This window comes from Bradyrhizobium campsiandrae, from assembly GCF_014529705.1.
Taxonomy (GTDB): domain Bacteria; phylum Pseudomonadota; class Alphaproteobacteria; order Rhizobiales; family Xanthobacteraceae; genus Bradyrhizobium; species Bradyrhizobium campsiandrae.
The window spans coordinates 70,076-90,808 of record NZ_JAANIH010000016.1; the positions used below are offsets into that span (position 1 = coordinate 70,076).

Below are 20,733 nucleotides of genomic sequence, written 5' to 3' on the forward strand. Positions count from 1 at the left end.
ATCCTGGCAGCGACGGTCGCGATGAAATTGATGGCCTGACCGCCGGCTGGTCATCGTCCGCCGAGTTCGGGGAGCTCAGGCAGATAATTCGCTCCTTCCGAGCCCAGGAAATCGAACATCGCCTGCGCCGGCGGCAGCAGCACCTTGTCGCTGCGCCGGATCACGTACCATTGCCGCACGATCGGCAGCCCGGCGACGTTGAGCACGACGAGGCGGCCCTCGGCAAGCTCATGCGCCACGGTGTGCGCCGAGATGAAGGCGATGCCGAGCCCGGCGATGACCGCCTGCTTGATGGTTTCGTTGCTGCTCATCTCCATGCCGATGATCGGCTCGAGATCCGATTTCTGGAACATCCCCTCCATCAGCGTGCGCGTGCCGGAGCCGGGCTCGCGGGTGAGGAAGGTCTCGTGCACGAGATCGGTCAGGCTGAGGCCTGAATCCTTCTCCAGCCAGTGTCCTTTGCGCGCCACGATGATGTGCGGATTGCGCCCGAGCTGGCGCACATCGACGCTGACATCGGCCGGCGGCCGACCCATCACGGCGAAGTCGAGGTCGTAGCCGTGCATGGCCTCGCGGATCTCCTCGCGATTGCCGATGGTGAGCTTGATCTCGATCTTCGGCGAGCGCTCGGAGAAGGCCGCGATCGCGTGCGGCACGAAATATTTCGCGGTCGAGACGGCGCCGAGATGCACGGTGCCGCCGGTCTTCCCGGCGAGGAGGTCGAGCGCGCCCTGGCAGTCCGTGATCGCGGCTTCGACGCGCTCGGCGAGCGCCAGCACCTCCCGGCCGGCTTCCGTCAGCAGCATGCCGTCGCCGGTCCGCTGCACCAGCGGCAGGCCCGCAAGATCCTGAAGCTGCCGGAGCTGTTGCGTGACGGCGGGTTGAGTCAGCCCGAGATGGCTGGAGGCCGCCGTGACGCTGCCCTTGGCCGAAAGCGCCGCGAGCGACCGCAGCTGCCGGATCGTCAGGTGCCGGAGCTGGGCTGCTGCATGGCCGGAGCCATTATAAGAAAAATCTTTGACGCTCATTATGAATAGAAATTTTCCTTATTAAGCTGCCCCTGTCAATCTCCGGATGCCGGGACTGACCGCACCGACCTCCATCGAGGGGGAGAACGGATGCGGCGCCGGCCAGGGGATGGACGCAGATGACCGGGCAACTCAGGCTGGACGATCACCTTCAACAGTATTCCGAAACCGCATCACATGCGCTTGCCGTCGCGGCCGCGATCGATGCCATCGCCGCCGCCGCGGTCGAGATTGCCGACCTGATCGCCACCGGCGACCTTGCCGATGCTTCGGGCCTGACCACCGGCCGCAACAGCGACGGCGACGTCCAGCGCGATCTCGACGTGCAAGCCGATGCGATCCTGCGCCGCTGCCTCGGCAAGCAGCCGATCGCAGCGCTCGCCTCCGAGGAGATGCGCGAACCTCAGATCTGCGACCGCGAGGCCAAGATCTGCGTCGCGATCGATCCGCTCGACGGCTCCTCCAACATCGACATCAACATGACCGTCGGCACGATCTTCTCGATCCTGCCCGCGCCCGACCATCTCGCGCTCGCCTTCCATCAGCGCGGCTCGACGCAGCTCGCGGCCGGCTTCGTCACCTACGGTCCGCAGACTGCGCTGGTGCTGACGCTCGGCGAGGGCGTCGACATCTTCACGCTGGACCGCAAGTCGGGCTGCTTCCGCCTCGCGCGCAGCGGCGTGCAGATCTCCGAGGCCTGCGAGGAGTTCGCGATCAACGCCTCCAACCGCCGGCATTGGGATGCGCCGGTGCGCGCCTTCGTCGATGAGTGCCTCGCCGGCATCGAAGGGCCCGCCAACCACAATTTCAACATGCGCTGGGTCGGCTCGCTGGTCGCGGAGGCCTATCGCATCCTCACCCGCGGCGGCGTGTTTCTCTACCCCTCCGATGCGCGGCCCGGCTATGGCGACGGCCGCCTGCGTCTCGTCTATGAGGCGCACCCGATGGCGATGATCATCGAGCAGGCCGGCGGGTCGGCTTCGACCGGTCGCGAGCGCATCCTCGATCTCTCGGCGCAAACCCTGCATCAGCGCGTGCCGCTGATCATGGGCTCCAGCAACGAAGTGCGGCGTGTCGCCGAACTGCATTGCGATCCGTTGCTGGTGGCCAGCGTCGCGGCGCCGCTGTTCGCGCGGCGCGGCTTCTTCCGGCTGTGAGGAGGGAGTCCGATGTCCAGGAAGCATCCGATCATCTCCATCACCGGCTCCTCCGGCGCGGGCACGACCTCGGTCAAGAAGACCTTCGAGCAGATCTTCTTCCGCGAGAAGGTCAACGCCGTCTACATCGAGGGCGACGCCTTCCATCGCTACGACCGCGCCGAGATGCGCGCGCAGATGGCGAAGGAGGCCGAGCGCGGCAACAAGCACTTCAGCCATTTCAGCCCGGAGACGAATCTGTTCGAGGAGCTGGAGCGCGCGTTCCGCGACTATGGCGAGACCGGCACCGCGGTGACGCGGCACTATGTCCACGACGCCGAGGAGTCCGCGCTGCACGGCACCGCGCCCGGCACTTTCACCGAATGGAAGCAGCTGCCGGAGAACTCGGACCTGTTGTTCTACGAAGGCCTGCATGGCGCCGTCGTCACCGACAAGGTCAACGTCGCGCGCTATGCCGATCTCAAGATCGGCGTCGTGCCCGTCATCAATCTCGAATGGATCCAGAAGCTGCATCGCGACCGCAGCGCACGCGGCTATTCGACCGAGGCCGTCACCGACACGATCCTGCGCCGCATGCCTGATTACATCCACTACATCTGCCCGCAATTCACCGAGACCGACATCAACTTCCAGCGCGTACCGACGGTGGACACGTCCAATCCCTTCGTCGCGCGCTGGATCCCGACCCCGGACGAATCGATGGTCGTGATCCGCTTCAAGAACCCGCGCGGCATCGACTTCCCCTATCTGCTCTCGATGCTGCCGCAAAGCTGGATGTCCCGCGCCAATTCGATCGTGTGTCCGGGCGCGAAGCTCGACCTCGCCATGCAGCTGATCCTGACGCCGCTGATCATGCAGCTCATCGAGCGCAAGCGAAGCTTGAAGTGAACAGGGAGAGAATCCGATGAACATCTCCGTCCGTGCCGAGGCCGATGTCACGGCCGTCACGCATCATGATCTTGCCAATGCCGTCCGCTTCCTCGCGGTGGATGCCATCGAGACCTCGCAATCAGGTCATCCTGGCCTGCCCATGGGCATGGCCGATGTCGCGACCGTGTTGTTCCAGCGCTTCCTCAAATTCGACTCGGCCCATCCAAACTGGCCGGACCGCGACCGCTTCGTGCTCTCGGCCGGCCATGGCTCGATGCTGCTCTATGCGCTGCTGTATCTGACCGGCGGCGATGTCAGCCTCGACGACATCAAGGCGTTCAGGCAGTGGGGCTCGAAAACGCCGGGCCATCCGGAATACGGCCACACGCCGGGTGTCGAGACAACGACCGGTCCGCTGGGCCAGGGGATTGCGACCGCTGTCGGCATGGCGCTCGCCGAGCGCATATCCAACGCCCGGCACGGCGACGGCCTCGTCGACCACTTTACTTACGTGATTGCAGGGGACGGCTGCCTGATGGAGGGCATCAGCCAGGAGGCGATTTCACTCGCCGGCCATCTCGGGCTCGGTCGCCTCATCGTGCTGTTCGACGACAACGGTATCTCCATCGACGGACCGACCTCGCTCGCGACCTCCGATGATCAGCTTGCGCGCTTTGCCGCCTCCGGCTGGTCGGTGCGCCGCGTCGATGGACACGATCCGGAGGCCATCGCGCTTGCGATCGCCGAAGAGCGTGAGAGTGCGAAGCCTTCGCTGATCGCCTGCCGCACCGTCATCGGCTATGGCGCGCCCGATAGACAGGGCACCGAGAAGGCGCATGGCGCGCCGCTCGGGCCTGAGCAGACCGCGGCGGCGCGGCGGACGCTCGGTTGGGACTACCAGCCATTCGTCGTGCCTGTCACCGTCGCAAAAGCGTGGCGCATGATCGGGCAGCGCGGGCAAGTCGAGCGTCTCGTCTGGCTCGACCGCTACGAAAACGCGACGGCCGCGCAGCGCGACCTGTTCATCGAGGGCAAGTCGGTTGCCCTGCCGGACGCCTATGCCCAAGCGGCGGCGAAATTGCGCGAGCGCTTTGCCTCGGAACGTCCAAAGCTCGCGACGCGCCAGGCCTCGCAACAGGTGCTTGACGGCATTGCGGCAACGATTCCCGGATTTGTCGGCGGCTCCGCGGACCTGACGCATTCCAATCTGACCCATGCCAAGGCGCAGGCTCCTGTCCGACGCGATACGTTCGCCGGGGACTACATTCACTACGGCATCCGCGAGCACGGCATGGCCGCCGCGATGAACGGCCTCGCGCTGCACGGCGGCTTCATTCCCTATGGCGGCACCTTCCTCGCCTTCTCCGACTACAGCCGGCCGGCGATCCGCCTTGCGGCTTTGATGCGGCTGCGCGTCATCCACGTGATGACCCACGACTCCATCGGGCTCGGAGAGGACGGCCCGACGCACCAGCCGGTCGAGCACCTTGCGGCGCTCCGCGTCATTCCGAACCTCCTGGTGTTCCGTCCCGCGGACGCGGTCGAGACCCTGGAGGCCTGGGATTGCGCGCTGAATGCGGAGAATCGTCCGTCGGTGCTTTGCCTGTCGCGTCAGGCGCTGCCGACCTTCCGCAGCGACATACGCGGCAAGAACCGCGTTGCGCGGGGTGCCTATCTGGTCGTCTCGCCGGATGGCGGCCGTGACGTCACGCTGATGGCATCAGGCTCGGAAGTCGCGATCGCGCTGGACGCTGCGCGCCTGCTCGCGACCGAGCACGTTCGCGCGGCTGTCGTGTCGGCGCCCTGCTTCGCGCTGTTCTCGGAGCAGCCGGACGACTATCGCGCAGCCGTGCTCGGGGCCGCGCCCCGCGTCGGCGTCGAGGCCGCCGTCGCCGGCGACTGGCATCGCTGGATCGGCGCCGATGGCGAGTTCGTCGGCATGCATGGCTTCGGCGCCTCGGCGCCGGCGCCGGTGCTCTACCGCGAGTTCGGCATCACGCCGCAAAGCGTTGCCGAAGCCGCCCGACGGGCGATCGCCCGCGTTCGCAAGCAATAACAGGAGGACTCTTCGTGGCCCGTATCACCCTTCGCCAACTGCTCGATCACGCCGCCAGCCACGGCTATGCGGTGCCGGCGTTCAACATCAACAATATGGAGCAGGGCATCGCGATCATGCAGGCGGCGGCCGAGGTCGACGCGCCCGTCATCATCCAGGCCTCGCGCGGTGCGCGCAGCTATGCCGGCGATCTCATGCTTTCGCACATGATTGACGCGCTGGAGCGGACTTATCCGGATATCCCGCTCTGCATGCACCAGGACCACGGCAATGACGAGGCGACCTGCGCCTCCGCCATCGCCCATGGTTTCACCTCGGTGATGATGGACGGCTCGCTCAAGGCCGACGCCAAGACCGCGGCCGACTACGACTACAACGTCGCGATCACCCGCCGCGTCGTCGATCTCGCCCATTGGGTCGGCGCCTCCGTCGAGGGCGAGCTCGGCGTGCTCGGCTCGCTCGAGCATGGTGGCGGCGAGCAGGAGGATGGCCACGGCGTCGAGGGCAAGGTCAGTCACGACGAGCTGCTCACCGATCCCGATCAGGCCGTCGACTTCGTCCGCGCCACCAAGGTCGACGCGCTGGCCATCGCGATGGGCACCTCGCACGGCGCCTACAAATTCAGCCGCAAGCCCGATGGCGATATCCTGGCGATGCGGGTGGTCGAGGAGATTCACCGCCGGTTGCCGAACACGCACCTCGTCATGCACGGCTCTTCCTCGGTGCCACAGCCGCTGCAGGACATGTTCAACCAGTTCGGCGGCGAGATGCCGCAGACCTGGGGCGTCCCGGTCGAGGAGATCGTTCGCGGCATCAAGAGCGGCGTGCGCAAGGTCAATATCGACACCGATTGTCGCCTGGCGATGACGGCGGTGTTCAGGAAGGTGGCCGCGCAAGCGCGCTCCGAATTCGATCCGCGCAAATTCCTCAAACCGGCGATGGATGCGATGCGCGAGCTGTGCCGCGAGCGGTTCGAGCAATTCGGTACTGCCGGTCACGCCGGCCGAATCAAGGTCGTTCCCTTGAGCGAGATGGCGCGACGCTACCGCACCGGCGAGCTCGATCCGCGGATCGGCGCCCGCGAGCCGGTCGCTGCCTAATCAATCAGAGAGAGGAAACAGGAGAGAGCCATGAACGCACATGCTGGAACGGTCCGCGGCAAGGAGCGCTATCGCTCGGGTGTGATGGAATACAAGCGCATGGGCTATTGGGAGCCCGACTACACGCCGAAGGACACCGACGTCATCGCGCTGTTCCGTGTCACGCCGCAGGAGGGCGTCGATCCGATCGAAGCGTCGGCGGCCGTTGCCGGCGAATCCTCGACCGCGACCTGGACGGTGGTGTGGACCGATCGCCTGACCGCGGCCGAGAAATATCGCGCGAAGTGCTACCGCGTCGACCCGGTGCCGGGTACGCCGGGTTCGTATTTCGCTTACATCGCCTATGATCTCGACCTGTTCGAGCCGGGCTCGATCGCCAATTTGTCGGCATCCATCATCGGCAACGTGTTCGGCTTCAAGCCGCTCAAGGCGCTGCGTCTGGAGGACATGCGCTTCCCGGTTGCCTATGTGAAGACGTTCCAGGGGCCGGCGACCGGCATCGTGGTCGAGCGCGAGCGGCTCGACAAATTCGGCCGGCCGCTGCTCGGCGCGACCGTGAAGCCGAAGCTCGGTCTCTCGGGCCGTAATTACGGCCGCGTCGTCTACGAGGCGCTAAAGGGCGGGCTCGACTTCACCAAGGACGACGAGAACATCAACTCGCAGCCCTTCATGCATTGGCGCGACCGCTTCCTCTATTGCATGGAAGCGGTGAACCGCGCGCAAGCCGCCTCTGGCGAGGTCAAGGGCACGTACCTGAACATCACCGCCGCGACGATGGAGGACATGTACGAGCGCGCGGAGTTCGCCAAGGAACTCGGGTCGTGCATCGTCATGATCGACCTCGTGATCGGTTACACCGCGATCCAGTCCATGGCCAAGTGGGCGCGCCGCAACGACATGATCCTGCATCTGCATCGGGCCGGCCACTCGACCTATACGCGGCAGAAGAGCCACGGCGTGTCGTTCCGCGTCATCGCCAAATGGATGCGGCTTGCCGGTGTGGATCACATCCATGCCGGCACGGTGGTCGGCAAGCTCGAAGGCGATCCCAACACCACGCGGGGCTATTACGACGTCTGCCGCGAGGACTTCAACCCGACCAGGCTCGAGCACGGCATCTTCTTCGACCAGTCCTGGGCAAGCCTCAACAAGTTGATGCCGGTGGCCTCCGGCGGCATCCACGCCGGCCAGATGCACCAGCTGCTCGACCTGCTTGGCGAGGACGTCGTGTTGCAATTCGGCGGCGGTACCATCGGTCATCCCATGGGCATCGCGGCCGGTGCTGCCGCCAACCGCGTGGCGCTGGAAGCGATGATCCTCGCCCGCAACGAGGGCCGTGACTACGTCCACGAAGGGCCGGAGATTCTGGCCAAGGCGGCCCAGACCTGCACGCCGCTAAAGGCCGCGCTCGAAGTCTGGAAGGACGTCACCTTCAACTATCAATCCACTGACACGCCGGACTTCGTGCCGACCGCGCTGGAAACCGTTTGAGGAGACAGGATATGAAACTGACCCAGGGCTGCTTCTCGTTCCTGCCCGATCTCACTGATGATCAGATCACCAAGCAGGTGCAATATTGCCTCGCCAACGGCTGGGCCGTGAACATCGAGTTCACCGACGATCCCCATCCCCGCAACACCTATTGGGAAATGTGGGGCCTGCCGATGTTCGATCTTCAGGACGCTGCCGGTGTGATGATGGAGCTCGCCGAGTGCCGCAGGGTGTATGATAACAGTTACATCCGCATCAGCGGCTTCGATTCCAGCCATGGCTGGGAATCGGTGCGGATCTCCTTCATCGTCAACCGGCCGAAGCAGGAGGCCGAGTTCGAGCTGGTGCGACAGGAGGTGGCGGGACGCGCGATCCGCTTCACGACGGTGCGCAGAGCCCCGCAGCACGCCTCAACTTGAGCCTGATCATTTCCGCACGGAGCTCTCCCTGCTCCGTTTCATTGGCGGACCACTGCTTCGCCGCTGCCTGCGGCGAAGCTCTTTTCTTCGAGGGTCACCATGCTCGACGTTCCCCACGCAACGACATCAGAGCCCAACGCGACCCGTTTCGATCTCCGCAGGGAAGCCGAGGCGGCCGGAATCACCGACACGCTGCAACAGCTCGATCGCGAGCTGATCGGGCTGAGGCCGGTCAAGAACCGCGTGCGCCAGATCGCCTCGCTGCTGCTGATCGAGCGCATACGCCAGCGGGCCGGCCTGGCATCGGCGCCGCCGACGCTGCACATGTCGTTCACCGGCAACCCCGGCACCGGCAAGACCACGGTGGCGCTGCGCATGGCGAAGATCCTGCACGGCCTCGGCTTCGTGCGGCGCGGACAGGTGATCTCGGTGACACGCGACGATCTCGTCGGGCAATATATCGGCCACACCGCGCCCAAGACCAAGGAGATCCTGAAGAAGGCGATGGGCGGGGTGCTGTTCATCGACGAGGCCTATTATCTGCACCGGCCCGACAACGAACGCGACTACGGCCAGGAGGCGATCGAGATCCTGCTCCAGGTGATGGAGAACCAGCGCGAGGACATCGTCGTGATCCTCGCCGGCTATGGCGAGCGGATGACGAGTTTCTTCGCGTCCAATCCGGGCTTCCGCTCGCGCATCGCCCATCACGTCGAGTTTCCGGATTATGCGGAAGCCGAGCTGCTCGTCATCGCCGAGCTGATGTTGAAGGAGCGCGGCTATCGTTTCTCGACGGCGGCACGCGAAGCCTTCGAGAAATACATCGCATTGCGGCGAACGCAGCCCTTCTTCTCCAATGCGCGCTCGATCCGAAACGCCGTCGACCGCATCCGCCTCAGGCAGGCCGATCGCCTGATGTCCGATCTCGATCGCATGCTCGATGTCGCCGATCTCGAGACGATCGATCCTGCCGACGTGCTGGCGAGCCGCGTCTTCGCTGGTGGAGCCGACACGCGGAGCGGGGAGCCATGACGCGGGACATCCTCATTGCCCCCTCGATTCTTGCGGCCGATTTCGCGCGTCTCGGCGAGGAGGTCGCAGCCATCGACGCGGCCGGCGCCGACTGGATCCATTGCGACGTCATGGACGGCCACTTCGTTCCGAACATCAGCTTTGGCGCCGACGTCATCAGCTCGATCCGGCCGCTGACCAGGAAGGTCTTCGACGTGCATCTGATGATCGCGCCCGTCGATCGCTATCTGGATGCGTTCGCGAAGGCGGGCGCGGACGTCATCACCGTCCATGCCGAGGCGGGCCCGCATCTCGATCGTTCGCTCCAGGCGATCCGCGCGCTCGGCAAGAAGGCAGGTGTCAGCCTGTGCCCCTCGACGCCCGAAAGCGCGATCGAACATGTGCTCGATCGTCTCGACCTCGTGCTGGTGATGACGGTCAATCCGGGCTTCGGCGGCCAGTCGTTCCTCGCATCCCAGCTTCCGAAGATCGCGCGGCTTCGAGCCATGATCGGCGAGCGGAAAATCCGGATCGAGGTCGACGGTGGCGTCACCCGCGACAATGCCGCCGCGCTTGCCGCCGCAGGCGCGGACACGCTCGTGGCGGGGTCCGCGGTGTTTCGCGGCGAAAGCAGCGCCGACTATGCCGGCAACATCTCGGCTATTCGTATGGCTGCACAGGGCGGCCGGGTTGCGAACCTGCAAGAAAGTTACGTGTAGCCGTGGCGGCGACGTGAGCGCATCCGGTAGACTACGGAGGCGTTGCGGGCGGAGGCGATGGTTTCCCCGGAATCCTACGGAAGATCGATCGCGAATCGGCAATACCCTTCATGCCGGGGTAACCAACGGCGATAAACGAGGGGGTCGATTAACGGCGACGCAATGCGCCGCCGCACAATCTGTGGTTCAAGGATCGCAGAGAGGGCGGATGCAGATTCAATATCGCCACTGGAACGCTGCCCATGGCTGGCGCGGAGCGAGCGCCCTGCGGGAGCCCGCCCAGCTTGTGCTTTATTTCGGCAGCCGGCAGGGGTTGGCGAGCGGCGCGCGCTATCGCGAGCTGCGCGATCTTTATCCCGACAGTCACATCGTCGGATGCAGCACCGGTGGCCAGATCCATGGCGACGACATCAGCGACGATGAAGTGGTGGCGGTCGCCCTGCATTTCGCGCGGACACAGGTGAGGGTGGTGGACGTAGTCGTTGACTCACGCGAGGCGTCTCGGGCCTGCGGTGCGCGTCTCGCCCGCAAAGTGATGGGGGCGGATCTGGCGGGGCTGTTCGTTCTGTCCGATGGATTGCGCGTGAACGGTGCCGAGCTGCTCGCCGGCATGACCGACTTGCTCGGACCGGACTTGCCCGTCACCGGCGGTCTCGCCGGCGACGGCACATCGTTCGAGCAGACATTGGTCGGAGCCGATGGTGAGCCTTTGCCGAATCGCGTTGCGGCGATCGGATTCTATGGCACCTCCTTTCGCTTCACCCATGGCTGCGCCGGCGGCTGGGACGTGTTCGGTCCGCGCCGCAAGGTCACCAAGTCGAACGGTCCCGTGGTGGAGGAGCTCGACGGCAGCCCGCCGCTGGATCTGTACACGCGCTATCTCGGCGAGGACGAGGTCGCGGCGATGCCGGGTTCTGGCCTCGCATTTCCCTTGCGGATCCACGACGAATCCGAGCCCGACCGGCAGATCGTGCGTTCCGTCTTCGCGGTGGACCGCAATGCCCGCACGCTGACATTCGCAGCCGACATTCCGGAAGGATGCACCGCGCAGTTGATGCGGGCCAATTTTGACAGTCTTGCAGCAGGCGCAGGCGAAGCCGGCCGGCAGGCGCGCAGCGCGCTTGCTGACGAGGTCGCTGGCGACAAGCTCGCGATCCTGGTGAGCTGTACGGGTCGTCGCAAGGTCATGGGACAGCGCACGCAGGACGAGCTCGACGCGGTTGCCGCCGAGCTCGGCGACGACGTCACCCGCATCGGCTTCTACTCTTATGGCGAGATCGCGCCCCCGGGGGGCTCCGGCCGCTGCGAATTGCACAACCAGACCATGACCGTCACGATGTTCGCGGAGGCGGCGGAGTGACCATGCATCGCCTGTTGGCAAGGCAGATCAGGCAGTCGACGGACGAGGCCGGCCAGGTCGACATGGCCAGGCTCGCCGAGCTCGTCAGCACGGCCTACGAGGAGAGTGACGGCGATCGCCGGCGCACCGATCGTGCGATCAAGCTGATGATCGAGGAGCTCGAGCAGACGCACAAGCGCGCCGAGCAGGATCTTTCGCGCGCGCGCGAGTTTCTCGACAGCATCATCGAGAACATCCCGATCGCGGTGTTCGCCAAGGACGCGAAGGATTCGCGCTACATCCTGCTCAACCGGGCCGGCGAGGAGTACTACGGCATGCCGCGCGAGGCGATGCTGGGCAGGACTCCGCAGCAGATTTTTCCCGAAGACATCGCCCGCGTCGTCAACGAGCAGGACCGCCGGGTCGTCGACAGCGGCACCCCGATGCTGCTGGAAGGACATGTGCTCGAAGTCGGCGTCAAGGGCCACGATCGCGTCGTCAATTCGCGCAAATTGCTGGTCAGGGACAATGGCGGCGCACCGCAATATCTGGTCGGCGTGATCGAGGACGTCACCGAGCGGATTACGAACGAAGCGCGGATCAGCCATCTTGCCCATCATGACGCGTTGACCGATCTGCCCAATCGCAGCGCTTTCAATGCCGAACTGGACCAGCGGCTCGGGCGGGCTCAGGAAGCCTCCACCAGCTTTGCGGTCCTCAGCCTGGATCTCGATCGCTTCAAGGACGTCAACGACGTGTTCGGCCACCCCGTCGGCGACATGATGATGCGGGCGGCTGCCGAGCGTCTCGTCGCGGAGGCCGATGGCGCTTTCGTCGCCCGCATCGGCGGCGACGAATTCATGATCCTGATGCCCGACGACATCAGGCGTGAAGACGTGCTCTCGCTCGCCGAGCGACTGGTCGAGGCGATTGGCAAGGAGCTCGAGGTCGATGATTACCTTTCCCAAGTCGGCCTCAGTGTCGGCATCGCGGTCTACCCGGGCGACGGCGTCGATGCGGCGGCGCTGCTTGCGAACGCCGATTCGGCGCTCTATCGCGCCAAGCGCGAGGGACGGGGCAGGGTCTGCTTCTTCGAGACAGGGATGGACCGGGAGCTGCGCGATCGCAGGCTGTTGCAGCACGATCTGCGCCACGCGCTCGAACAGAGCGAATTCCAGGTCTATTTCCAGCCACAGGCGCGGATGGACGGGGAAATCATCGGCTTCGAGGCGCTGCTGCGCTGGAACCATCCAGTGCGGGGCTTCGTGCCGCCCGACCAGTTCATTCCGCTTGCCGAGGAGAGCGGCCTGATCATCGAGATCGGAGATTGGGTGCTGCGCGAGACGTGTCGGCAGGCGGCGTCCTGGCCGCGGCCGCTGCAGGTCGCGGTCAATCTGTCGCCCGTGCAGTTCCAGACCGGCGACCTCGAACGGTCGATCCACCAGATCCTGCTGGAGACGGGGCTTGCGCCGACGCGGCTCGAGGTCGAAATCACCGAGGGCGTGCTGATCGGCGATTTCACCCGCGCGCTCAATCTGCTGCGGCGGCTGAAGGCGCTCGGCATCCACATCGCGATGGACGATTTCGGGACCGGGTACTCATCGCTGTCCTATCTCCAGTCCTTCCCGTTCGACAAGATCAAGATCGATCGCAGCTTCATTCTGAACCTCGAGGCGACGCCACAATCGGCCGAGATCGTCCGCGCGGTCCTCAGCCTCGCCCATGCGCTGCACATTCCGGTCGTTGCCGAAGGGGTGGAGACGGAGGCGCAGCGCGCCTTTCTGCAACGCGAGGCGTGCGAGGTGATGCAGGGCTATCTGATCGGGCGGCCGGAACCGATCGAGCGCTATGCCGACTTGATCGGCATCAACGTCGAACGCCGGCGCTATGCCTAAAAGGACGTCCGCCAGGTTCCGCGATCGGGTTCACCGATAGGAACTATTGTGCGTCGGTGCATTTTCCAAAAGTTAACCTGGGCCATGGCGGGCTGCACGCGCAAAAAATGTTTTGCACTACCGCCATCGGCCTGACGTAAATAAGGGCAATATGCCCATGTGAATGCGAGGGAGGGTCTCATGGAGAACGTACGTCGCTACCGCGCGCTGGCGTCCCTCTGCCGTCAGCAGGCGGCCTATCGGCCGTTGCAGAACTGGCAGCTGCTCGGCCAGGCCGAGCATTTCGAACACCTCGCCGAGATCGCGCTGAAAGCGCATTTCGATGCATGCAACACGCAGCTCCAGGACGAGGCGGTCGCCGCCGCGGCTTGGGAGACGCCCGCCGCGGCGTGATGCCGTATTCGTTCCACGCTAATGCGACATCAGCGCCGGGATCGTCATGGCGTCCAGCATGGCGCGGGTGACGCCGCCGAGGAAACGCTCCTGCAATCGCGAGTGGCCGTAGCCGCCCATCACCAGCAGATCGAGGTTTTCGTCGGCTGCCAGTGACAGGATGGTCGGCTGGATATCGGCGCGTGTGGCCGACAGGCTGATGGGGCGGGTCGAGAGGCCGCGCCGTCCGAGATGCTTGGCCAGATGGTTCGCCGAGACGTCGCCGGAGACGGTGTCGGCCTCGTTGATCGTAATGATCGCAATGTCCTCGGCGCGAGACAGAAATGTCGCTGCGTCGCGCAACGCGCGCGCTGCAACCCGGCTGCCGTCCCAGCAGATGCCGATTCGTTTTGCCTTGAAGCTTCCCCGGAACGTATAGGGCAGGAACAGGACCGGGCCGCCCGCCTGAAACAGGATCTCGCGGGGGACGTCGTTGTCGAACGAGACCTGCCCGGGCTCCGGCTGAAGCACGACGCTGAGATCGTGCAGCCGTGCCATCTCGCCGAGCGAGCCGGCTGCATCCACCGGAATCGCACCGAGCGGGTAGCAGGTATAGGAGATATCGGCATTCGCGGCTTCGCTCTTGAACACCGCGAGCGCCGCTTCGGCCCGCTCCACCGCACGCTCGCGTTCCATCTCGAACACGGCCGCTACGGCCGCGCCGCCCTCCATCACACAGGCCGCGCTGCTTGCGACATAGCCGATTGCGACCGCATCGACATGGGCATTGAGGCTGGCCGCGAGCGAGATCGAGCCTTCAACCACCGCACGCATCGGCCGCTCGGTCGGGACATGGACGAGAATGTCTTTGTACATGGCGTTGGCTCCAATGGACATCATTTGATCGGCGCAGCCTTTCACGAAGCGAACGTCTCGCGTTGAGCTGCATCAAATATGCGGCGATGATGCTGCCCTGCGTCCGCCGGACGCACGTTCTTTGCCAAGATTTAATCGGACGGACGGGGCGCCGTAAGGTGGCGATGTCCATGTTGGGTGCAAGGCGACTTACCCCAACATGGACATTTCGACATGATCGATCGCGTCAATTCCGACACCAGCTCCGCTCGCAAAATCCTGAGGCCGCGCCGGCTGGCGCTGCTCGGCACCGTGGCCGCGCTTGGCGTGGCCGTGCTGGCTGCTTCTCCCGCTTCAACCTCGTTCGGCGTGGCTTCCCTGATTTCGCCGGCGCAGGCCGCTGAAAGCGCCGCGACGCCGCCCGGCTTCGGCGACCTCGTCAGCAAGGTCAAGCCGGCCGTCATCTCGGTCCGGGTGAAGATCGACCAGGACGACGACAAGAGCGCGATGCTGCAACAGAACCGGATGGACCAGGACGAGGATGCCCCGCTCGACCAGTTTTCGCGCCAGTTCGGCTTCCGCTTTCCGGGCGGCATGAACGGCATGCCGCGCCAGCATCACCAGACGATCACGGGCGAGGGCTCCGGCTTCTTCATCTCCGCCGACGGCTATGCCGTGACCAACAACCACGTCGTCGACCATGCGCAGTCGGTGCAGGTGACGACGGACGACGGCACGATCTATACCGCAAAGGTGGTCGGCACCGATCCGAAGACCGATCTCGCGCTGATCAAGGTCGAGGGCAAGAAGGACTTTCCGTTCGTGAAGTTCGCCGACCAGAAGGCGCGGATCGGCGACTGGGTGGTCGCGGTCGGCAATCCCTTCGGCCTCGGCGGCACCGTGACGGCCGGCATCGTCTCGGCGAACGGCCGCGACATCGGCAACGGTCCCTATGACGATTTCATCCAGATCGACGCGCCGATCAACAAGGGTAATTCCGGCGGTCCTGCGTTCGACATGAACGGCAATGTGATCGGCGTGAATACCGCGATCTTCTCGCCCTCGGGCGGCTCTGTCGGCATCGGCTTCGACATTCCGGCCTCGACCGCAAAGCTCGTCGTCGCGCAGCTGAAGGACAAGGGGGCTGTCACCCGTGGCTGGCTCGGCGTGCAGGTGCAGCCGGTGACGGCGGACATCGCCGACAGCCTCGGCCTGAAGGCGGCGCGCGGCGCCATCGTCGACAGCCCGCAGGAGGGGAGCCCGGCGGCGAAGGCCGGCATCGAGGCGGGCGACGTCATCACGGCTGTCAACGGCAGCGCGATCAAGGATTCCCGCGATCTCGCCCGCACCATCGCCACCCTGGCGCCGGGCACGTCCGTCAAGCTGGACGTCGTCCACAAGGGCGACAGCAGGACGGTGACGCTCGCGCTCGGCGAACTGCCGAATGAGCGGCAGGCCAAGGCCGACGACAAGGCTGATGACGGCAAGGCGCAGCAGGCTCCCGGCACGCCGCGTCTCGGCCTCAGCCTGGCTCCGGCCGGCGACGTCCAGGGCGCCGGCCAGAAGGGCGTCGTCGTCACCGAGGTCGACCCGCAGGGTCCGGCGGCGCAGCGCGGCATCCAGACCGGCGACGTCATCCTCAATGTCGGAGGCAAGGACGTCGCCAATGTCGGCGACGTTCGCGCCGAGCTGGCGCAGGCCAAATCATCCGGCAAGAACAGCGTGCTGTTGCGGGTGAAGAGCGCGCAAGCGACCCGCTTCGTCGCGGTGCCCCTCGCCTGATTGCTCAAGTCCTGCAGCAAACTCGAAAGGCGGCTCGCGGGCCGCCTTTTTTGCGCACGCGCCTGCGAGATGACCACAGGCCGTCGATAACATTCTCGTTAACGGCAGCAATGATGACGGGTTCGTCCGAAAAAGCCGCGTTCGCTCCTCACACTTCAGAGTTGCTTGCTGGGCTTTGGCGTCAATGACGCCGCCGAGGCAAACTGCAGGTGGAACTTCGAACGTCCGGCCGCTTTGTGGAACCGGCCGGTGGTTCGAATTTGATCGGTGCCGACATGGATCGATTGAAACTCTCGCTGAAGCTTGTGCTCCTCGCGGCGCCTCTGGTGCTATCGAGCGGAAGTGCCATGGGGCGTGACGACGGCCGCTTCACGGATTCGCCCCTGAAGCCCTGGTTCGACAGCCTCCGTAGCCATCTCGGTCCATGCTGCTCGGATGCCGATGGCGTCGCGGTGGCCGATCCTGATTGGGAATCGCTCAATGGACACTATCGAGTCCGCCTCGACGGGCAGTGGGTCGAGGTCCCCGACGAAGCGGTGATCACTGAACCGAACCGCGCCGGCCGCACCATGGTCTGGCCGGTCAAGACGGCGTTCGGCATCTCGATCCGCTGCTTCATGCCCGGCAGCATGACCTGAGGTTAGTCGCGTCAGCGCTTGGCGGATTTGCGCTTTGCGCTCTTCTTCTTGGATGTCTTTTTCTTGGACGTCTTTCGCTTCGATGCCGTCTTCGACGTCTTCTTCGGCACCTTCTTGCCCTTCTTGCGTGCCTCCGACAGGCCGATCGCAATCGCCTGCTTGCGGCTCTTCACGCGCCCGCCGCGTCCGCCGCGTCCGCTCTTCGCGGTCCCCTTCTTGTAGCGTCGCATCTCGCGCTCGACATCACTGCCTGAGCTGCGTGAGTAGCGGCGCTTCTTTGCCTTGCGTGCCATCAACTCTCTCCCTTGGCCCGGAAAGAGAACAGGAGGGCTTGCGCAAGGTTCCAATGCGCCGGCCGGAGTTGCTCAGAACGAGTTCGCGAGCTCGATCTCGGCTTCCAGCGCCCGGATGCGGCGCGCGGCTTCGGAAGAGGAGAGACCTCGATCATATTGCGCGGGCTGGTAGGCCTCCTCGCTCAGCCGCTTCAGTCGCAGCCCCTGCGCTCTGGTCATCTGCTCCATGAGAAAAGCCTTGGCGTCGTATTTACCCTGAACCTGCATGTTCGCTCTCCGTCGTGAATTCCTGGCTTGACTATATGTTCTTATTTTGTTCTAACAAGCCATGGACAACAGAATTAATCAAATCCGACGTAAAATCAGCGCCTTGAGGCTGGAAATGGCCGACGTCGAGGCGTCGGTGCGCGATCTCGTCAATCGCGATCGTGACTGCGCCGAACGGGTCCAGGCGCAGATGGATCTGCGCCGAAAAATCAACCTGCTGATCGGCGAGTGGATGGCCGCTGGTGGGGGCGAAATATTGCCCGACATCCGCGACCGGATCCGTCTTCGGCCGTTGAAGAATGAGACGAGGCCGACCGGCAGAGCCGCCCGTCGCTGAGAGAGCTTGCGCCTGCGGCGGATGGAGGCTGGTGGTGGAGGACGACCCGGACGCCTACCGGATTCTCAAGCTGCGCGCCGAGATCCTCGAATTGGGCTCCGCGATCCGCCAATTGCAGCGTGAGGGGCTCGACGATGCCGCGGCCCAGCTCCTGATCGGGCGCAAGCGGGCCCAGCTCGACCACCTCGTGAAGAAGGGCGGCAGCGGCCTTAACATCCCTGACATCCGACGCAGCTAAAGCGGTCGCGCAACGCGACATGCCGGAGCTCGTCGATGCCGGATGCCGAAACGGCCGCACTGCTGCGAGCGGTTCTGGATGAAGTCTGTGCGGAGCTTGCGCCGTTCGATATGGTGACGCGCGAGCGTGTCGCCGCCAGACTGAATGACCTCGTTCGGTCGGGGCCCTGCTCGGTCGACGATCTGAGGCAGGCCGGGCGGGATGCTCTGATCCGCGTACCGACCATGTGGCCTTGACAGGCTTCGACCCAACGCAAGAGGCCCCGCTTCCGCGGGGCCCGAGCGAGCTTACTTGGTGTTAGCAGGTGCGCTTTTGTTGTTTGTCATCGTTCCGCCCTGATCGGAGCCGGGACCGGAGCCGCCCTGGCCGGAAGGATCGCTGCCCTTGGACTTCATGTTGGCGCCCGTGGTCTGCGACGACGAGGTCGCCGATCCATGTTTGGCCTTGTGCGACTTGGCCTGCGCGGCGAACGGCGCGGCGGCAAGGCCGGTTGCCAACATCACGGCGAGAGCGAGCTTGGTCGTCTTCATGTGGGGGAACTCCCTGAGTTGAATTGACGCAGGCAGCCAACCGCCATTTGCCCCAGGAGTTCCCAACAAAGCGTCGCGGTTGTTCGCGCCTGCTTCAAGATTCCTTGTCCGCGTCGAGGATGAACACGACGCCCGTCAGCGCGGCACCGATCGCAAACGTCGTCACCATCGTGCCGACAAAAACGAAGGCGGCCCCGCTGCCGCCGTGGTTCAGCAACTCTGCCACCGCAGGATTGGCCAGAAGAAGTGCGAGCGTGAAGATCAGGCCGAGGGCCGCACCCATCATCGCCTGGGTCATCAATTTGATGAAGCCGGTGGGAGAGACCAGGCTGGGCAACTTGTTCGGCGACTTTTTTGCGCGCATGGAACTGCCATCGATCTGGCAGGCAAACGCGCGCGTTGACCTCCGGTTCCATCCTGCATCAAGGAATTGTCAACGGCCGCTTCATCGGGCGTTCATGCCGAGCTTGCGAGGATGAGCGCCATCAACACGGGAACATCAGCTATGGGTAAGGTGGTCTTTCTCTATCGCTCGCTGGCTTACCGTAACGCGGCGGCCGACATGTTGCGCAAGGCGCGCAAGCTGCCGCGCGGTGTGGAGCGCAGCGCGGCCCGCCGCTATGCGAGAGCATTACGCGATCTTGCGAAAACGGAAGCCTGGCTCGAAGGGCGCGTCGCCGACGAATCGCGGCCGATGCCGCGCCTGAAGGTCGTTGCGTCACGTTAGAGCGTTTTCAAGCGAAGTGGATGCCGGTTCGCGTCAAGAAAACGCGTCAAGCCAGGAATCGAGAGCCCGTCCCGTGCCGATTCCATCGGAACGGGAAAGGCTCTAACCCAACGCACGCTGGAGTTCGGGAGAGGTGCCGGCCTCGAGCTTGTCCTGCGCCGCCGAATTTGCCGCGCTCTTGCGCGTCAACGGCACCTCGAGGCGGCACAGAAGGCCCTCGGAACGCCAGTCGAATTGCGCCTGTCCGCCGAGTTGGGATTCGACGCTGGCCAAAAGGCTTCTCGTTCCGAAGCCGCGCGATTTCGGCGTCCTGACCAGCGGACCTCCGCTCTCCTCCCAGGTCAGCGTGAGAAGATCGTTCTCGACCACCCAGCCGATTGCGAGCCGCCCCGACCGGGTCGAGAGCGCGCCATACTTCGCCGAATTGGTGAAGAGTTCGTGCAGTGCCAGCGCCAGCGTCTGGGCGGTCGCAGGCAGCAGCTGTACCTCGGGGCCCGCCAGCCTGATCTGTCCGCCGGGCGAATAGGGCGCAAGCTCCTCGTCGATCAGCTTGGAGAGCTCGGCGCCCTGCCAGCTCGACAACGACAGGATGGTGTGCACGCGGGCGAGGGCGTTGATGCGGCCTTCGACGGCATTGACATAGGCCTTCACTTCGTCGGCGCGGGTGAGGCGCACGATGGACTGCGCCAGCGCCAGCGCATTCTTGGCGCGGTGGTCGACTTCGCGCGCGAGCAGGTTCTGCCGTTCCTCGGCGCGCTTGCGTTCGGTGATGTCGACGGTAACGCCGCTGACCCGCACCACGCGACCATTCGGATCGGCGGTTGCGGCTGCAGTGCCGACGCACCAGCGCACCTCGCCGTCGGGTCGCACGATGCGGAATTCCGTCTCGTAGGCGCGCGTGCCCTTGTTGAATTCGGCGATGGCCTTGCGCAGCTGATCGACATCGTCGGGATGCAGCAGGGCCTGAACGTTGGCCGGGTTGACTTCGAAGTTCTCGGGACTGACGCCAAAGATGCGATATTGTCCGTCGTCCCACATCCAGTCGCCGCTGACCCAGTCCCAGTCCCACGATCCCATCTTGCCGGCCGCGATCGCCATGCTGCGCCGCTCTTCGCTCTCGCGCAGCTTCGCGGTGGAGTTCTCCAGCTCGGCGGTGCGGGCGCGGACGCGATCCTCGAGATCCTGGTTCAGCCGCTCGAGCTCGCGCGTCTTGCGATAGAGCTCGGCAAACACCTTGACCTTGGCGCGGAGCACCTCGGGCACGACCGGCACCGGCACGTAATCGACCGCGCCCATCTCGTAGCCGCGCAGCCGGTCGATGTCGCTGACTTGAATCGCCGAGATGAAGATCATCGCGGTCTTCTGGAAGCGCGGATGCTCGCGGATCATCGCCGCGAGCTCGAAGCCGTCGAGCTCGGGCATGCAGACGTCGACCAGGATCACCGCGATCTCGGTCTTGAGCAGCACCTCCAGCGCCTCGCGGCCGGACGAGGCGACGACGAGGTTCTCGCCGAGTTCCTTCAGGATCACCTCGTAGGCGAGCAGCTTGGCCGGCTGATCGTCGACGAGGAGGATATTGACCTTTTCGTGGTCCATTCTCGGATCCAGC

Annotated in this window: 24 protein-coding genes; 17 read left to right on the forward strand and 7 right to left on the reverse strand. The window is 64.8% G+C overall.

The genetic code is table 11. The annotated features are described in order from the left end of the window. Positions 1-50: 50 nt before the first annotated feature. Positions 51-1,028: a LysR family transcriptional regulator gene (locus G8O24_RS14340; RefSeq protein WP_188100238.1), complete on the reverse strand. Its 978-nt coding sequence runs from the start codon at positions 1,026-1,028 to the stop codon at positions 51-53. Between the two features lie 119 nt (positions 1,029-1,147). Between G8O24_RS14340 and G8O24_RS14345 the strand changes: the two genes are divergently transcribed. The 11 genes from G8O24_RS14345 (at position 1,148) to G8O24_RS14395 (ending at position 13,478) form a co-directional block, all read left to right on the forward strand. Next, positions 1,148-2,185 carry a class 1 fructose-bisphosphatase gene (locus G8O24_RS14345; RefSeq protein ID WP_188100240.1) on the forward strand — a complete coding sequence of 346 codons (1,038 nt, stop codon included), beginning with the start codon at positions 1,148-1,150 and terminating at the stop codon, positions 2,183-2,185. A gap of 12 nt (positions 2,186-2,197) precedes the next feature. Further along, complete coding sequence (locus G8O24_RS14350) at positions 2,198-3,073, forward strand: phosphoribulokinase (RefSeq protein ID WP_188100241.1); 876 nt, start codon at positions 2,198-2,200, stop codon at positions 3,071-3,073. 16 nt (positions 3,074-3,089) lie between these two features. Continuing rightward, positions 3,090-5,111 (forward strand): transketolase, encoded by a 2,022-nt coding sequence (gene tkt / locus G8O24_RS14355; RefSeq protein ID WP_188100243.1) that lies wholly within the window; start codon positions 3,090-3,092, stop codon positions 5,109-5,111. A gap of 14 nt (positions 5,112-5,125) precedes the next feature. Further along, positions 5,126-6,211: a class II fructose-bisphosphate aldolase gene (fba, locus tag G8O24_RS14360; protein WP_188100245.1), complete on the forward strand. Its 1,086-nt coding sequence runs from the start codon at positions 5,126-5,128 to the stop codon at positions 6,209-6,211. Between the two features lie 30 nt (positions 6,212-6,241). Beyond that, a complete protein-coding gene (locus G8O24_RS14365; protein WP_188100247.1) occupies positions 6,242-7,702 on the forward strand; it encodes a form I ribulose bisphosphate carboxylase large subunit in 1,461 nt (486 codons plus the stop codon). 11 nt (positions 7,703-7,713) lie between these two features. Continuing rightward, positions 7,714-8,121, forward strand: a complete 408-nt coding sequence (locus G8O24_RS14370) for a ribulose bisphosphate carboxylase small subunit (RefSeq protein WP_188100249.1) — start codon at positions 7,714-7,716, stop codon at positions 8,119-8,121. A gap of 99 nt (positions 8,122-8,220) precedes the next feature. Beyond that, positions 8,221-9,153: a CbbX protein gene (cbbX, locus tag G8O24_RS14375; RefSeq protein WP_188100250.1), complete on the forward strand. Its 933-nt coding sequence runs from the start codon at positions 8,221-8,223 to the stop codon at positions 9,151-9,153. Then, complete coding sequence (gene rpe, locus G8O24_RS14380) at positions 9,150-9,851, forward strand: ribulose-phosphate 3-epimerase (RefSeq protein WP_188100252.1); 702 nt, start codon at positions 9,150-9,152, stop codon at positions 9,849-9,851. The genes cbbX and rpe overlap by 4 nt, the downstream gene beginning before the upstream one ends. A 208-nt stretch (positions 9,852-10,059) precedes the next feature. Further along, positions 10,060-11,211 carry an FIST signal transduction protein gene (locus G8O24_RS14385; protein WP_188100253.1) on the forward strand — a complete coding sequence of 384 codons (1,152 nt, stop codon included), beginning with the start codon at positions 10,060-10,062 and terminating at the stop codon, positions 11,209-11,211. Between the two features lie 2 nt (positions 11,212-11,213). Then, on the forward strand, positions 11,214-13,085 hold the full coding sequence (locus G8O24_RS14390; RefSeq protein WP_191093193.1) for a putative bifunctional diguanylate cyclase/phosphodiesterase: 1,872 nt from the start codon (positions 11,214-11,216) through the stop codon (positions 13,083-13,085). Between the two features lie 180 nt (positions 13,086-13,265). Next, on the forward strand, positions 13,266-13,478 hold the full coding sequence (locus tag G8O24_RS14395) for a hypothetical protein (protein WP_188100257.1): 213 nt from the start codon (positions 13,266-13,268) through the stop codon (positions 13,476-13,478). Positions 13,479-13,496: 18 nt separating this feature from the next. Here the strand turns inward: G8O24_RS14395 and G8O24_RS14400 are convergent, their stop codons facing one another. After that, a complete protein-coding gene (locus G8O24_RS14400) occupies positions 13,497-14,333 on the reverse strand; it encodes a universal stress protein (protein WP_188100258.1) in 837 nt (278 codons plus the stop codon). 213 nt (positions 14,334-14,546) lie between these two features. Between G8O24_RS14400 and G8O24_RS14405 the strand changes: the two genes are divergently transcribed. Both G8O24_RS14405 and G8O24_RS14410 read left to right on the forward strand, forming a co-directional pair. After that, positions 14,547-16,094, forward strand: coding sequence for a Do family serine endopeptidase (locus G8O24_RS14405; protein WP_188100260.1), 1,548 nt, complete (start codon positions 14,547-14,549; stop codon positions 16,092-16,094). Positions 16,095-16,369: 275 nt separating this feature from the next. Next, positions 16,370-16,732 carry a hypothetical protein gene (locus tag G8O24_RS14410; protein WP_188100262.1) on the forward strand — a complete coding sequence of 121 codons (363 nt, stop codon included), beginning with the start codon at positions 16,370-16,372 and terminating at the stop codon, positions 16,730-16,732. A gap of 11 nt (positions 16,733-16,743) precedes the next feature. Here G8O24_RS14410 and G8O24_RS14415 read toward each other — a convergent pair whose 3' ends face one another. Together G8O24_RS14415 and G8O24_RS14420 are read right to left on the reverse strand one after the other, a co-directional pair. Continuing rightward, a complete protein-coding gene (locus G8O24_RS14415; protein ID WP_188100263.1) occupies positions 16,744-17,025 on the reverse strand; it encodes a DUF6496 domain-containing protein in 282 nt (93 codons plus the stop codon). Positions 17,026-17,097: 72 nt separating this feature from the next. Then, positions 17,098-17,292 carry a DUF3072 domain-containing protein gene (locus G8O24_RS14420; RefSeq protein WP_188100265.1) on the reverse strand — a complete coding sequence of 65 codons (195 nt, stop codon included), beginning with the start codon at positions 17,290-17,292 and terminating at the stop codon, positions 17,098-17,100. A gap of 115 nt (positions 17,293-17,407) precedes the next feature. Here G8O24_RS14420 and G8O24_RS14425 point away from each other — a divergent pair, with 115 nt between their 5' ends. The 3 genes from G8O24_RS14425 to G8O24_RS14435 are packed head-to-tail and all read left to right on the forward strand — an operon-like array spanning position 17,408 to position 18,103. Beyond that, positions 17,408-17,629 carry a hypothetical protein gene (locus G8O24_RS14425; protein ID WP_188100267.1) on the forward strand — a complete coding sequence of 74 codons (222 nt, stop codon included), beginning with the start codon at positions 17,408-17,410 and terminating at the stop codon, positions 17,627-17,629. A gap of 34 nt (positions 17,630-17,663) precedes the next feature. Further along, entirely contained in the window at positions 17,664-17,867 is a 204-nt protein-coding gene (locus G8O24_RS14430) for a hypothetical protein (protein WP_188100269.1), read from the forward strand. Between the two features lie 35 nt (positions 17,868-17,902). Further along, on the forward strand, positions 17,903-18,103 hold the full coding sequence (locus G8O24_RS14435) for a hypothetical protein (RefSeq protein WP_188100270.1): 201 nt from the start codon (positions 17,903-17,905) through the stop codon (positions 18,101-18,103). Positions 18,104-18,154: 51 nt separating this feature from the next. Here the strand turns inward: G8O24_RS14435 and G8O24_RS14440 are convergent, their stop codons facing one another. Both G8O24_RS14440 and G8O24_RS14445 read right to left on the reverse strand, forming a co-directional pair. Next, positions 18,155-18,397, reverse strand: coding sequence for a hypothetical protein (locus G8O24_RS14440; protein WP_188100272.1), 243 nt, complete (start codon positions 18,395-18,397; stop codon positions 18,155-18,157). Positions 18,398-18,491: 94 nt separating this feature from the next. Then, positions 18,492-18,761, reverse strand: coding sequence for a hypothetical protein (locus tag G8O24_RS14445; protein ID WP_188100274.1), 270 nt, complete (start codon positions 18,759-18,761; stop codon positions 18,492-18,494). A 111-nt stretch (positions 18,762-18,872) separates the two neighbouring features. Here G8O24_RS14445 and G8O24_RS14450 point away from each other — a divergent pair, with 111 nt between their 5' ends. Continuing rightward, complete coding sequence (locus G8O24_RS14450) at positions 18,873-19,124, forward strand: hypothetical protein (protein WP_244645849.1); 252 nt, start codon at positions 18,873-18,875, stop codon at positions 19,122-19,124. A 102-nt stretch (positions 19,125-19,226) separates the two neighbouring features. Here the strand turns inward: G8O24_RS14450 and G8O24_RS14455 are convergent, their stop codons facing one another. Next, positions 19,227-20,720: an HWE histidine kinase domain-containing protein gene (locus G8O24_RS14455; protein WP_188100276.1), complete on the reverse strand. Its 1,494-nt coding sequence runs from the start codon at positions 20,718-20,720 to the stop codon at positions 19,227-19,229. Positions 20,721-20,733: the final 13 nt, after the last annotated feature.